Here is a 14356-nt window from a genome sequence, read left to right as displayed (position 1 = left end):
GCTAAATTTGCAGACATGGTAAACGAAAGCTACTACCTGCAGCAATATGAATCACAGGAAAGCCATACCCGGCTGGTGATGGATGTGATGTCTGTGTATCTGTATCCACTGGAAACATTCACCATTACAGACGCCGTAAACCGGGTAAAGGAAGTGAAGGGCACGGCYATCAGCATGATATTAAAGCATCTGGTGACCACCGGGCTGGCCATCAAAAATGTAACCGGCAACTACGCATTGATACCGGAACTGAACTTTTTACTATTTCCGAAAAATATAGGTCAGCCGCAATATGTTGTCCTGAAGGTCAGATCGCGCCATGCCTTTCATGTTTTTTATAGCGTAAGTGCACGTTTGCAGGATCTGCAACAACTGCTCACTGCTTATTTTACCGGCGACCGCTTTTTATTATCTGCTCCTGTGAAAAGGCTGGAGCTGGAACTGGGTGAATACCAGCCGTACTTATCTTACCTGTTGTACTTCCCGGCATATGCGGAGCTGTTGCCCTTTTTCAGCCAGGAAAGTGTAAACAGTATGGCTTCCTATGCATTGAAGTATAACCTGCTTAAAATGCCGCCGGTAGCTGAACTGGAAGCATTTCGTCAGCAATATGAAGTTGGTTTTCCGGAGTTGTCTATCCTGCAGGGGCATTTTAATTTGCCTGCGGCAGATACATCTGCCGACGATTTGTATGCCCGGGCGGTCATATTATTGTATAGTGGAGAACCGGAAAAAGCCCTTGCGCAGTTTGAAAAGGGAATCAAGCGGCAACGGCAGTACGATAAGAAAAATATCCTGCCTTTATCCCCGGTATTTTCTTTTTATTATGCATTTACATTGGCGGTATTGCCCGGTGAAAAGGTGAACCCGCTGATTACAAAAATAGTAGCTGCCTACGAACGAAAGCTGTTACCCGCTTTTACTCCGGCCGTTTGTCTCCTGCATTTTCACGCAGGGCGCAAAGAAAAAGCGGATAATCTGTTATTGATTTTGCTGGAAGGCGCGGAAAGCAAATTGTTAAGCTACCTGGCGATACTGTGTTTGCAGCTACTACATCCCAAGAGCAGATTATTACGCACCTTTAGCCCACAGGCAGGCCACCTGCTGAGCCTGGGTATGGAACGCCACTACCGGCTACTGACCTACGAATATTTGTATTTATTTAAGGGAGATGATTACGTAGGTTATGAAAGTCAGTTCCAGGAAGCTGCTGCCATCACCGGCCATCCGCCGGTATTTTCCCAGATGGAGCAAACACCTGACTGGGAGCGGCTTTTGAATACATTACTGGGGGCAGACAGTCATCTTACAAAAAAAGAAAAAAATGTGGCGGTCTCCCGGTTAATCTACCTGATAGATTTTGATCATTATAAAATACAACCGGTACTGCAAACTTCGCAGGGAGCAAACACCTGGAGCGCCGGCAGAAATGTGGCATTGAAGAAGCTGAAAGATGGAAAGGCGGAAGCCATGACCGATCAGGATTTTCGTATAGGTAATACCGTACAGAAAGATCATTACTATAACTATGATGGCGAATCGTTTTCTTTCGCAGAAACCGTATGGCAGGAAATTGCAGGGCATCCGCTTTTATTTTCCGCTGATGATCCCACTATTTCTGTGGAAATTGTAAAAGCACAGCCGGAGCTGAGTGTGAACAAAAACGGTCATGGATATACGTTTAGTGCCAATATAGCCGACTATATCAGTGAAACGGTGTTTGTAAAAGAAACCAATACCCGGCTGAAAGTGATCAATCTTACTGCACAGCAGCGGCGGTTGTTGCAAACACTGCAACAGATACCCATGGTGCCGGCCGCAGGAAAAGATAAACTCATACAGGTATTAAAAAGCATTGGTGCACATCTGACTATCCATGCGGATATGGGAGATATTGCAGCCAACATCAATAAGCGACCGGGGGACAGCCGTATTGTAATACAGCTGCTGCCACTGGGAGAAGGGCTAAAAGCAGGGATATATGTAAAGCCATTTACGATGGATCCGCCTTATTGTAAACCAGGTACGGGCGCACATAATATCATCGGCATCAGTAACGGAGAACGCTGGCAGGCCATCCGGGACCTGGCCAGAGAGAAAAGTAATATCACTGCGTTGATGAACCTCATCCAGGGCGCTATTGCACAGGACCTTTCCGATGATACCATCATTTTTGAAGATCCCCTGGACTGCTTACAACTGTTGGAAATCATTAAAGAACATCCGGAGCTGGTCAGGGCAGAATGGCCGGAAGGCGAGCGTTATAAAATCAGCCACCAGGCAGGCTTTTCTCACCTGAGTATTTCACTGAAAGAAAAGGACCACTGGTTTATGTGCGATGGAGAGCTGAAGGTAGATGAAACCACTGTGCTGGCGCTGAAAGACTTACTGGACACTACCCGTACCGTTAAGAAAAGATTTATTGCCTTACAGAACGGCGAATACCTGGCGCTAACAGCCGACTTACGCAGACGCCTGAACGAAATGTCCAGCGTTGCGAAGATAGACCGTAATGCCGTAAGCATACAACCTTTTGCGGCAACGGTGCTGGATGAATTGCTGGAGCAGGCAGGTAGTGTTACCACAGATGCTGCCTGGAAAGCCTTCTCCCTCAAACGCAGTACTGCCATGGAATTGGTGGCACCGGTACCGGTTACCCTGCAAACAACGCTGCGGCCCTACCAGGAAGAGGGCTACCGCTGGATGACCCACCTGGCTGCCTGGGGAGCCGGCGCCTGCCTGGCTGATGATATGGGATTAGGTAAAACCATCCAGGCCATTTCGCTGCTCCTGCACCGGGGGCAGGAAGGTGCTGCGCTGGTCATCTGTCCCGCTTCTGTGGTGAGCAACTGGAGCAATGAAATAAACCGGTTTGCCCCTTCATTGAATGTAATATACCTGCACAATGGCAACAGGGCCGCCCTGGTAAAAGGCGCCGGTTCTTTTGATGTAGTCATCACTACCTATGGTTTGCTGCAGGCGGAAGAGCAGTTGTTGTCTTCTGTGAAATGGCCTACCATCGTGCTGGATGAAGCGCATACCATTAAAAACTTCCAGACAAAAACATCCAAAGCCGCCATGTCGCTGCAGGCAGGATTTAAACTCATGCTAACGGGAACGCCTATACAAAATCATATGGGAGAGATCTGGAACCTGTTTAATTTCCTGAACCCCGGGTTACTGGGTACACTGGATCATTTTAATAAACAGTTTGTATTCCCGTCTGTACGCAATCCGGAAAGTACGGTGAAGCAGCATTTGAAAAAGCTGATCGCGCCATTTATCCTGCGTCGTACCAAAACCGGTGTGCTGGATGAGTTGCCACCTAAAACAGAGATCGTGAAGCTGGTGAGTTTGTCGCCGGACGAAGCGGCCTTTTACGAAGCCTTGCGCCGCAAAGCCCTGGAGAATATCAAGGCGCAGGAGGGCAGTATGGCACAACAACATATCCGTGCACTGGCAGAGATCAGTCGCCTGAGAATGGCCGCCTGTAACCCGCAGATGGTGGATGCAGAAACAGATATTGCTTCTTCTAAATTAGCTGTGTTCCGGGAAATCGTGGAAGAGCTGATCTCCAATAACCACCGGGCGCTGGTGTTCAGCCAGTTTGTAAAACACCTGGACCTAGTGCGGGAAGCGTTGAATGCCATGGGCGTTACTTATCTCTATCTCGATGGCAGCACGCCGATGTCGCAGCGGGATAAACTGGTGAAAGATTTCCAGGCAGGCAAAGGGCAGTTGTTCCTGATCAGCCTGAAAGCAGGTGGACTGGGGCTTAACTTAACCGCAGCGGATTATGTGATTCATATGGACCCGTGGTGGAACCCGGCTATTGAAGAACAGGCCTCTGACCGCGCACATCGTATCGGGCAAACCAGGCCGGTGACTATTTACAGACTGGTAGCGCAACATACGATTGAAGAAAAAATTATAGAGCTGCATAATAGTAAAAGAGATCTGGCGGATCAGCTGCTCGAAGGCAGTGACCAGTCAGGCAGGTTGAATGCGAAAGAGCTGCTGGAGTTGATTGCAGACAGAGATGAGTAGCCGGCGATGCCTCAGAAAGGCGAGGGACTGATACTTGTCCAGCCGCCATCAATGATCAGGCTTTGGCCGGTAATATGCCGGGCCATATCTGATACCAGGAAAAGGGCCGCATTGGCAATGTCGAGTGTAAGTGCCGGTCGCCCCATCGGTGTTAATGCAGACCAGGTTTTTTCATACGCAGGATCGTCGAGCGTACGTTCTGTGAGTGTAGCTCCGGGTGCAATGGTGTTCACAGTAATTTTATGGGGAGATAGTTCTATCACTAAATTTTTAGCGAGCATTTCAAGCGCGGCTTTACTCATGCCGTAGGCGGCCAGGTCTTTATGGGCCTGGTGGCCGGTAACAGAAGACATGAACAGGATGGCGCCGCCCTGTTCCTGTTGTTTCATCCTGTTGGCGGCCGTTTGTGCGAGGAAAAAAGTACCACCCAGGTTTACCTGCATGACCCTGGAAAAAGCGGCGGGTGTATAAGTAAAGAAATCGCCAAACAGGGTAATGCCTGCGTTGGCAATGACAATATCGATACTGCCGTAGCGGGTAACAGCCACCTTGACCATTTGCTGTATAAAGTTTACATCGCTGGAATCGCCGGGCATAGCAATGCAAATACCTTTATCGCTGGTGATAGCATCGGCGGCGTTATTAGCCAGCGTTTCATCGATATCATTCAGTATTACGATGGCGCCTCTTTGTACCAGCTGTTTGCATATTTCAAATCCAATTCCCTGGCCTGCGCCGGTAACGATAGCTACTTTATTTTCGAATTGCATAACGGGTGTTTTGGGCGTTTTATTAATGGGAGTCCCTGGTAACTTCGCTGCCGGAGCTACCTTTCAGGAAATCAAGGTCCGCACCTAAATGGGCTTGTTCTACGTGCTGCTGGTACAGTTGCACATACCCGCGGGTAGATTGTGGATATACTGCTTTCCAGGATGCTTTTCTGCTGTCAATTTCCGCCGGTGTAATGTCTGCATGGAGGCGGCGGTTATGCACATCCAGCGTAATCATATCTCCATCGCGGATAACAGCGAGGGTGCCACCGGTAGCTGCTTCCGGCGATACGTGCAGTACGACGGTGCCAAACCCGGTGCCGCTCATGCGTCCGTCGGAGATGCGTACCATGTCGGTAACGCCTTTGGCCAATAGTTTGGCCGGCAAGCCCAGGTTGCCTACTTCCGGCATGCCGGGGTAGCCTTTGGGACCTACATTTTTAAGTACCAGGATACTGTTTTCATCTACTTCCAGCGCAGGGTCATCGATCCGTTTTTTATAATCGTCAATGTCTTCAAATACGACTGCTTTGCCGGTATGTTGCATCAGGTGCGGGCTGGCAGCAGAAGGTTTGATCACCGCACCCTGTTCGCAGATGTTTCCTTTTAACACCACGATACCGGAAACAGCGTTGAAGGGACTGTCCAGCGGAGAAATAACTTCTTTATTATAGCTGACTGCATGTGCATAATTGGTGCCGATGGTTTTGCCGTTGGCAGTGATACAATCCTTGTGCAGATGATCGAGCAGGATGTTGATCACGGCCGGAAGTCCGCCGGCATAGTAAAGATCTTCCATAAAATAACTCCCTGATGGTTGCAGGTTAGCAATCAGCGGGATGTTGGTGGAAAAAGTATCCATGTCCTGCAGGTTCAGTTCAACTCCGATACGTCCGGCTATGGCCAGCAGGTGAATGACAAAGTTGGTAGAGCCACCTATGGCGGCATTTACGCGGATAGCATTTTCAAAGGCTTCCCTGGTAAGGAGATCTGACAAACGCCTGTTTTCGCGCACCATTTTCACGATTTCAGTGCCGGAGAGTTGAGCCAGCACTTTACGTGCAGCATCCGGTGCAGGAATGGCGGCGTTTTGTGGCAGGGAAAGTCCGAGGGATTCTACCATACAGGCCATCGTGGAGGCGGTACCCATTACCGCGCAGTGGCCGTCGCTGCGGCACATGCCGGCTTCTGCCAGCATCAGTTCTTCGTTGGTCATCCGACCAGCTCTTACATCTTCACTGAACCGCCAGATATCACTGGTGCCGATCTGGTGGCCCCGGTGTCTGCCGGTGAGCATAGCACCACCGGAAACAACAATCGTAGGTATATTCACACTACAGGCGCCCATTACCAACGCCGGCGTGGTTTTATCACAACCGCATAATAATACCACCCCATCCAGCGGGTTGGCGCGGATGGATTCTTCCACATCCATACTTACCAGGTTGCGGTATAGCATCGCTGTTGGCTTGATCAGCGTTTCACCGAGCGACATCACCGGAAACTCCAGCGGATAACCGCCAGCCTCCAGTACGCCACGCTTTACGGCTTCTGCCAGCTCCCTGAAATGTGAATTACAAGGTGTGAGCTCCGACCAGGTATTACAAATGCCGATAATGGGTTTTCCTTCCAGCTCATGAGCGGGGATGCCCTGCTTTTTCAGCCAGGCGCGGTAAATAAAACCGTCTTTGCCTCCACGGGCAAACCAATGACTACTTCTGAGTGCGTGTTCCTGCTGCATAACGGGAAAGGATATAGAATAAGATACAATTATTTACGGATTCCGAAATTTACGCATTTTGAATTTGTAATGCAATGCCAAAGCAGGGATATGACTATTCCGCTTTGACCACCTTACTACCCGCAGAAATACCGTTTTCATTAATCGCCACAATAGAATAATAGTAAGGCTGCTGCTTATCCATCCCTTTAAAGTAATATTCATTGGCATTATGCACCATTATACAACCATATAATTTATCCGGTGCAGTGCCGAAGTAGATGTTATAAGCATAGGCATTGTCTACCGTTTGCCATTTGATCCAGGCACTGCGTTTATCCTTCTCCGTGCGTAGCACCATGAATGATTTTACTGTGTCCGGCGTTTGGCCGTTACCGTTACCAAATACCCGGAGTCCGCTGATCGCAAATTTTCCACCCGGCATATGTATGTTTTCCAACCGGATATACCTGGCTTTTACCGGCTTTGGTAAAGCGATGTAGTCGTGGGGCACATCCGTTTTATTATGACTTTTATCTGCCAGCACCTGCCATCTTTTTCCATCTGTTGAATAACGGAGTATATACTGATGATAGATATCCAGTTGTTTGCCCATGAAAGGAGCATCCTGATCGGCGTAGTTGATCTGTATGGCGTTTACCCTACTTACGGCACCCAGATCGGTTTGTATCCATTCGCCTTTGTTGCCGGTGGCAGCGCTCCAATAGGTTTTAATGTTTTCGTCTACCGCATTGTCAGGGAAATAGCCTCCGAGCGTAGAAGATACGGTTACTGGTTTGTTATAATTCAACAGCATCCACCCGGTAAAGGAGGGATCCATGCGGAAGTCAGTATGTCCGTTCACGTTAGTATCGCGTGGAATACGGTGTGGATAATCTCCGAAGGCAGTGTTGCTATATAGCACATCGTCTTTATCAAAACCTGCAGGCCACAGGCCCAGCCTTCTTTCAAAACTATTTTTTACAGATATCACGGTAGTAGATATATGCCACCAGTTGCCTTTGGTATCCTGGAAAGTGCTGCCGTGACCGGCGCCACGGGCGAATCCTCCTGGTTTAAAGGAAAAAGGATTATGCGCCTGGGGGATAAAAGGGCCCAGCGGATGATCACTCACTACTACACCATCCGCATAGCCACTGAATTCTGTTCCGGGCGCTCCATATTGCAGGTAATATTTTCCATTATGTTTCGTCATCCAGGCGCCCTCTATAAACGGATCCAGGAAAGTGTTATCCATATATTCGCCAAATCGTTGCCAGCCGTACCGTTCATCGTTCAGGAGGTATAACTCTTTTCTGGCGCCTTTCAGTTGCAACGTTCGTTTATCCACTTCTCCTCCATAAAGCGGATAGCTGTTACTGCTGCCATTGTATTGGTACAGTCTTCCATCGTCATCCAGGAAAAAATCGGGATCCCAGCCACCTGCTGCGAAAGAGTCTACCGCCGTTTTCCATTGATTGCCTTTGGGGTTGGTGCTCATCCAGATGGGGAAATCACTGGTGTAGGTAGAGCCAAATACCATCATGGTATCCCCCATCACCCAAACAGCCGGCGCGCACAATTCATCATATACATGATGCCAGGGCTGCAGGAATTTACGGGCAATGAAATGCCATTGCGTAAGGTCTTCGCTCCACCAGTAACCCCATTGATTGGTAGAAAAAAGATAGTAGTCGCCCTTATAGGTTACGATGACAGGATCGGCGGTAGCCCTGTGTTTGCCCCATTCCGTGAAATTGGGAATGGGGCAGTAGCCATAGTCAATATTCATTGGGTTACAATAGGTGGTTTGTGCGTATAACCGTTCCTGTGATAGCAGATATATTACCGATAGCAGAAGGTATGCTCTCATATACTTATTTTAATTGCGGGCTTGTAAAATCCAGTTTTTTTAATCCTGTTTGTATTTCCGGGCAGCTCATAAAAAGCTGCCACAACAAACCGCTGCGGTAATTCTCTATCATCACAATGATAGGCCCCTGGTCAATGGCCAGGTGCGAAGTAGCGTACCATTGCTTTGTTTCATTAAAAGCATCCGTGAATCCATATTGGCTCCATATTTTTTTTCCCAGCTTGTAATAAAAGTATTTCAATGCCTGCATGGAATATTCCGGTGTGTAAGGAAATGCAGATAAGGCAGCCGTAGGAGTAATGGTACCAAAGTCGTTTTCCGGTGAGTGTGCATTGTAACCATCATAGGTATCGCTGGCGGTGAGTCCCCAGCAATCAGCGCTATAGCCTTTGAACCCCTTTGGATTACGTATGCAGTATTCCCGGTTGATCCGCGTATGGTTGCTATTCTGTTCCCAATAGTCGGCGTAACGATCTTTTAATCCGCGGGGATCAAGTCCCAGGAAAGAATAATGTGAAAAGAAAAGCGGGCCGCCGAAATCAAATCCCAGTGGTAACCGTATTCCGAAAAATTCTTTGCCGTTGAGGAAAGATCTGCCGCTGGCCCACCCCTGATGATACACACTCGCCTTTACAGGATAGGTAGGGGAAGATGCTGCCAGCACATATGTCATGAGGCACTCGTTCCATCCCCTGATTTCATGGTTCATACTCCATCCGTTGTTGGGACTCCAATGCCAGTACAATACACTTCGTTCATCGCGCGTATACCAGTCCCATTCTGCTTCCTGCCAGGTCCAGTTGATTTTATCACGCAGTTCTTTTTCGCGGGGTGTATTACGGTCAAAGTACTGCCGTGCGGTTAAGAGTCCTTCAAACAGAAAGGAAGTTTCTACGAGGTCGCCGCCATCATCTTTCCTGCTGAAGGGGATGGTTTTTCCTGTGCGGCCGTTGAGCCAGTGAGGAAATACACCGTGATAGTGATCTGCTTTCCGTAAAAAATCGATGATGGTCAGGAGCCTGTTCAGCGCTGCTTCGCGGGTAATCCATTGACGCGAGGCGGCTACTACGATGGCCATTACGCCAAAGCCGGTGCCACCGGTGGTCACTACTTCATCACCATAATCGTACGCCTTGTTGCTGCGCTCCCGTGCCATACCTGAAACGGGATGACCGAAGTCCCAGAAGTAACGGAAGGTTTGTTGTTGTACCAGTTCCAGCAATGCCGTATCTGAAAGCCCCTGCCGGATGGCAGACCTGTTGGGTGTTTGCTGTTGTGCCTGCGCGTAATACGCGAACAGGCACAACAGGATGATATATTTTAATGATTGCATTCTTTGCAGTTTATAGTCCTTAATATCCGGGATTTTGTGTCAGTTTGCCTGCGCTCACATCTATTTCATTTTGTGGAACCGGCCACACTTCATTTTTACCGGTTACGAAACCCAGTGGTCCGAATAGCTGCGGTGCACGTCCCTGACGGATCACATCAAAATAGCGGTCGTTCTCCATCGCGAGTTCCACCCGTCTTTCACGCCAGATAGCATTGCGTAAGGCCACTTTTTCTGTTACGGTTACATCGGGTAATATACCGGTTAAACCGTTTCTGGCGCGTAGTCTTACAGCATTGAGCGAAGAAAGGGCCTGTGTGGCATTCCCCAGTTCATTTGCTGCTTCAGCGTTCATCAGTAATACTTCTGCATAACGGATGACGCGGATGTTTTGATCGGCTCCTTCTTTATAGCCGCTAACGAATTTATTAAATGGCACGTATGATTTCTGGTTAAACCGGGGATTTACGCCGGTAGGTGAAATCTTGTCTCCTTCAGGAGTTGTTTCGCCACGGAAGATGATGGTAGCATCGCGCCTGGGATCGCCGGGTTCGTAGGAGGTGTCAAGACTGAGGGTAGGTACATTAAAGCCCCAGCCACCGCCTACCGCTTCTTTTACGCCCTGGATCTGGGAGTATTGTGAGTTGGAGGCGTCTGCATTTCCGAGGATCAGTTGTGCCTGTATTTCAAAAACAGATTCAGGTGCGTTTTCATTCGGAATACGGAATAATTGTTCATAATTGGGGAAGAGCGTATATCCCAGTTGCATCACCTGGTTAGTATAATTGAGTACATCAGCCCATTTCTTTTGGTACATCGCTACTTTAGCGTGGAGCGATAATGCTGCCCCTTTAGTAGCACGTCCTTTATCGGCAGCCGGATAGCTGACCGGCAGCACTGTTGCAGCTTCCGTGAGGTCCTGTTCAATAGCCGTCCATACTTCTGCTGCGGGTGTTCTGGCAATATTGTAATCATCCGGTGTTTTTGGAAGATGTAACCGTAGCGGAACATCACCAAACGCGCGTACCAGCCGGAAATTGGCGTAGGCCCTTACGAACTTAGCTTCGGCGAGGTAGCGGGTTTTCAGGGCGGCGTCCATGGTGATGTTGGGAATATTGTCGATCACCTGGTTGCAGAAATTGACTTCCTGGTACTGTCCCTGCCAGAACTCCAGGATTTGTCCTTCTGTGGGAGAGGCGCTGAAATTGTCGAAGTTGGTGAGGAAACTGGCATCAGAAGGGGTGCTGCCTTTTTCTGTATCATCAGCACCCAGACTTTCGATGGCCAGCGCAGCGAAGCCTACCTGTTTCCATTCCCGGAGATTGGCATATATGGCGTTCACGCCTTTGGTAGCATCTGCTTCTGACTGCCAGAATTGTTGGCTTGGCTGCTGGCCTTGTGGTGGCACATCCAGGAAACTTTTTCCGCAACCGGCTGTCATCGCTAACAGGACCGGCATCAAGTAAACGGCTATACGCAATTGGTAATATATGTGGTTATTTTTCATGATCGTAATGATTTGGTTAGAATGTGACGTTTACACCGAAATTATAGGTGGCGTATAATGGGTACACACTGTTGTCGATGCCAACGTTGTTAGGTGTGCCACCAATTTCAGGTGAAAATCCGCGATACCTGAAAAAGTTAAAGGCATTCTGCGCATTCAGGTACAGCCGGAGATTTTTCATCTTCCATCTGTTGATCAGCGCTGTGGGAAAACGATAACCAAGTTGTATGTTCCTGATCCTGAAATAACTGCCGCTTTCTACAAAGAAGGAGCTGGGCAGATAGTTTTGTCTGCCACCGATGAAGGCGGAAGGATAGGTGTTGGATGTACCTTCCCCGTGCCAGCGCTTATTATAAAAATCCTGGGTGAAGTTTTCATTTCCAAAGCGTAGTCCGATGTTGGCGTTATATACGTCTACATCTGCCACACCCTGGAAGTCAACAGCCAGATCAAACTGTTTATAGGAAAAATAAGTATTGATGCCATAGGTATATTTTGGATTTGGATTACCCAGTGCTACACGATCATTAAAATCTATTTTTCCGTCCGGTGTGCCATGAGAACCGCTTACATCGCGGTATTTAAAGTCTCCTGCCTTAGCTTTCGGCTGGGCAGAGGCTGCGGCTTCCGCATCGGTCTGAAAAATTCCATCTACCTGGTAACCAAAAAACTGGCCTATGGGCTGACCTACAAGGGTGCGTGTTCCCAGCGCTCCTCCGGTAGCAGCACCACCGCCGCCATAAATAGGATTATTACCACTTTCCACAGACAGCACCTTATTATTATTGATACCCAGGTTGGCGCCGACCGAATAGCTGAAGTCTTTATTGCCAGGTTCATCTTTCCAGTTCACCGTAAATTCCCAACCCCGGTTCTGGATATTGGCCTGATTGGTAATGATGGTGCTGGATTGAGTACCTACCGATCCGGGGAAGGGCACATTAAAGATGGCCCGTTGTGTTTCCCGGTTATAAAAGCCAGCTTCCACATATAACCTGTTCTGCAATACACTGGCTTCCAGACCAACATCGGTACCTACTGCTCTTTCCCAGTATGTAACCGGTGCTACCACAGAATTGATACTGGCGCCTGTGTTGATGATGCCACCGAAAATAGCCGTCAGGTAGGGGTCCTGGGCTACCCTCAGCACAGATACGTTGGAAGGAATAGACGCATTCCCGATTTTACCCCAGCTGGCACGCAGTTTCAGGTTATCAAAGATGTTTGTATTTTTCAGAAAAGGTTCCTGGCTGATCACCCATCCGGCACCTATGGATGGGAAATATCCCCATCGCTGGTCACCAAAGAATTTGGAAGATCCATCTGCACGAATGGATGCGGTCAGCAGGTATTTATTTTTGTACGCATAATTTAAACGGCCAAAATAGGAAGCCACTGTGTAAAGATCTCCTTCATCTTTCACCTCTCTTCCATCGGCATTCCCGAGTCGGAGATAGCGGTCTCCTTCGCTGTTATTGGGTACATTCTGCGCGGAAGCAATGAGTTTATAGAGCTTGTATTGCTGGGCCGACTGACCGGCGAGTACGCGCAAATCATGATCGCCGAATTTGTTTTCGTATGTCAATGTATTTTCCACGATCCAGTTAGTACGGTCGGTACCTGTACGCATTAATACACTGACATTATTCCGCTGCACAACGGTAGCGGCGTACACCGGTGTATAATTACGGATAATACTATCGCCATATTCGCCACCTGCGCTTGCATGAAAAGTGAAATGTTTCGCGAAGCGCAGGTCTGCATACACACTTCCTGTAACGACATGTCTTTTCGTGGTTTGGTCATAGACATCCAGCGTTACCTGCGGGTTGTTGGCCGCGCCACTACCCAGATTATATTTACTGGGATCACCGTAGGAGCCATCCGGATTATGCACCGGCACTATGGGAGCGGAATTATATAATTGCCCGAAAATGGCATCGGGCACATCATTGGAATTATATACAGCGGCCGTCACGGTATAACCTATTCTCAACGGCTCAAATACCTGGAAGTCGTTTTGTAGTCTTGCGGTTACCCTGGTAAAATCATTTGTTTTTACGATGCCTTCCTGTTTAAGGTAACCCACAGAAAAACTATAAGTAGATTTTTCGGTCCCCCCACTGATAGATAGCTGGTGATTGGTGATCATGGCATTTCGCAGCTCCTGGTCATACCAGTTGGTGCCTTCGCCGAATTCATCCGGATTCAGCAGGTTGGGTTGATTATTTTGTTTGCTTAGTTCATTGACAAGGATGGCATATTCATGGCCATTGGCCATTTTTACTTTGTTGGTAACACGCTGAAATCCGACAAACCCATTGTAATTAACTGCCGGTTTGCCTGCTTTTCCTTTTTTGGTAGTGATGAGCACTACGCCATTGGCGGCCCGGATGCCATAAATGGCTTCACTGGACGCATCTTTCAGGATACTCATGTTTTCGATATCCCCCGGATTTAAAAAGCTGATATCATCATACCAGACACCGTCTATCACATAGAGTGGATTAGGGCTGCCATAGATGGTACCGGCGCCCCGGATTTTAATATTGGGTGCTGCGCCGGGCTTGCCGCTGTTAGTGATCTGCACGCCGGCTACTTTTCCCTGTAAACCGCTGATGGCGTTCGGTGCAGGTTGTTTGGATATTTCTTCTCCTTTTACCTGCGTAATAGCCCCGGTAATATCCACTTTACGTTGCACGCCATAACCTACTACCACTACCTGTTCTACCTGGGTAACAGATTCAGACAGGGCGATATCGATGACCGTTTGATTGCCAACAGGCACTTCTTTATTGGCATATCCAATAAACGTGGCTACCAGTGTAGCATTAGACGGCGCTAAAATGCTGTAGGTGCCATCGTCCCTGGTGACTGTTCCGCGGGTGGTACCTTTTACCGCGATCGTCACACCAGGTAAGGGAGAACCGGAGCTGCCTCCTGTAACCTTACCGCTGATTTTTATGTCCTGCGACTGTGCTGCAGTCGTCTGTAGCAGGATTAGGAAGAACGACAAAAAAAGAAGGATGGCTGCGCGCATTTTCTTGTGGGCATACAAATTGCGTTCAATGCCGGTTAACGTTTTTTTCATACGTAGAAATTAAAATGT

Annotated in this window: 7 protein-coding genes; 1 reads left to right on the top strand and 6 read right to left on the bottom strand. The window is 48.5% G+C overall.

The window, feature by feature from the left end:
- The first annotated feature begins 15 nt into the window (after positions 1–15).
- Complete coding sequence (locus AC1DP6_RS30215) at positions 16–4047, top strand: DEAD/DEAH box helicase (protein ID WP_477058225.1); 4032 nt, start codon at positions 16–18, stop codon at positions 4045–4047.
- Between the two features lie 11 nt (positions 4048–4058).
- Here AC1DP6_RS30215 and AC1DP6_RS30210 read toward each other — a convergent pair whose 3' ends face one another.
- From AC1DP6_RS30210 to AC1DP6_RS30185, 6 genes are all read right to left on the bottom strand, one after another.
- On the bottom strand, positions 4059–4817 hold the full coding sequence (locus tag AC1DP6_RS30210) for an SDR family NAD(P)-dependent oxidoreductase (RefSeq protein WP_477058224.1): 759 nt from the start codon (positions 4815–4817) through the stop codon (positions 4059–4061).
- 22 nt (positions 4818–4839) lie between these two features.
- Entirely contained in the window at positions 4840–6558 is a 1719-nt protein-coding gene (locus AC1DP6_RS30205) for an IlvD/Edd family dehydratase (protein WP_477058223.1), read from the bottom strand.
- A 94-nt stretch (positions 6559–6652) separates the two neighbouring features.
- Positions 6653–8410 (bottom strand): family 43 glycosylhydrolase, encoded by a 1758-nt coding sequence (locus AC1DP6_RS30200; RefSeq protein ID WP_477058222.1) that lies wholly within the window; start codon positions 8408–8410, stop codon positions 6653–6655.
- A 4-nt stretch (positions 8411–8414) separates the two neighbouring features.
- Positions 8415–9743 carry a glucoamylase family protein gene (locus AC1DP6_RS30195; protein WP_477058221.1) on the bottom strand — a complete coding sequence of 443 codons (1329 nt, stop codon included), beginning with the start codon at positions 9741–9743 and terminating at the stop codon, positions 8415–8417.
- 19 nt (positions 9744–9762) lie between these two features.
- Complete coding sequence (locus AC1DP6_RS30190) at positions 9763–11247, bottom strand: RagB/SusD family nutrient uptake outer membrane protein (protein WP_477058220.1); 1485 nt, start codon at positions 11245–11247, stop codon at positions 9763–9765.
- Positions 11248–11263: 16 nt separating this feature from the next.
- A complete protein-coding gene (locus AC1DP6_RS30185; protein WP_477058219.1) occupies positions 11264–14338 on the bottom strand; it encodes a SusC/RagA family TonB-linked outer membrane protein in 3075 nt (1024 codons plus the stop codon).
- Positions 14339–14356: the final 18 nt, after the last annotated feature.

The organism is Chitinophaga sp. 01L420, assembly GCF_056399985.1.
This window is presented reverse-complemented; position numbering and strand designations above follow the sequence as displayed.

Coding starts and splice junctions, on each gene's coding strand:
- AC1DP6_RS30210 (WP_477058224.1), bottom strand. CDS start 4,817: ATGCAATTCGAAAATAAAGTAGCTATCGTTACCGGCGCAGGCCAGGGA.
- AC1DP6_RS30205 (WP_477058223.1), bottom strand. CDS start 6,558: ATGCAGCAGGAACACGCACTCAGAAGTAGTCATTGGTTTGCCCGTGGA.
- AC1DP6_RS30200 (WP_477058222.1), bottom strand. CDS start 8,410: ATGAGAGCATACCTTCTGCTATCGGTAATATATCTGCTATCACAGGAA.
- AC1DP6_RS30195 (WP_477058221.1), bottom strand. CDS start 9,743: ATGCAATCATTAAAATATATCATCCTGTTGTGCCTGTTCGCGTATTAC.
- AC1DP6_RS30190 (WP_477058220.1), bottom strand. CDS start 11,247: ATGAAAAATAACCACATATATTACCAATTGCGTATAGCCGTTTACTTG.
- AC1DP6_RS30185 (WP_477058219.1), bottom strand. CDS start 14,338: ATGAAAAAAACGTTAACCGGCATTGAACGCAATTTGTATGCCCACAAG.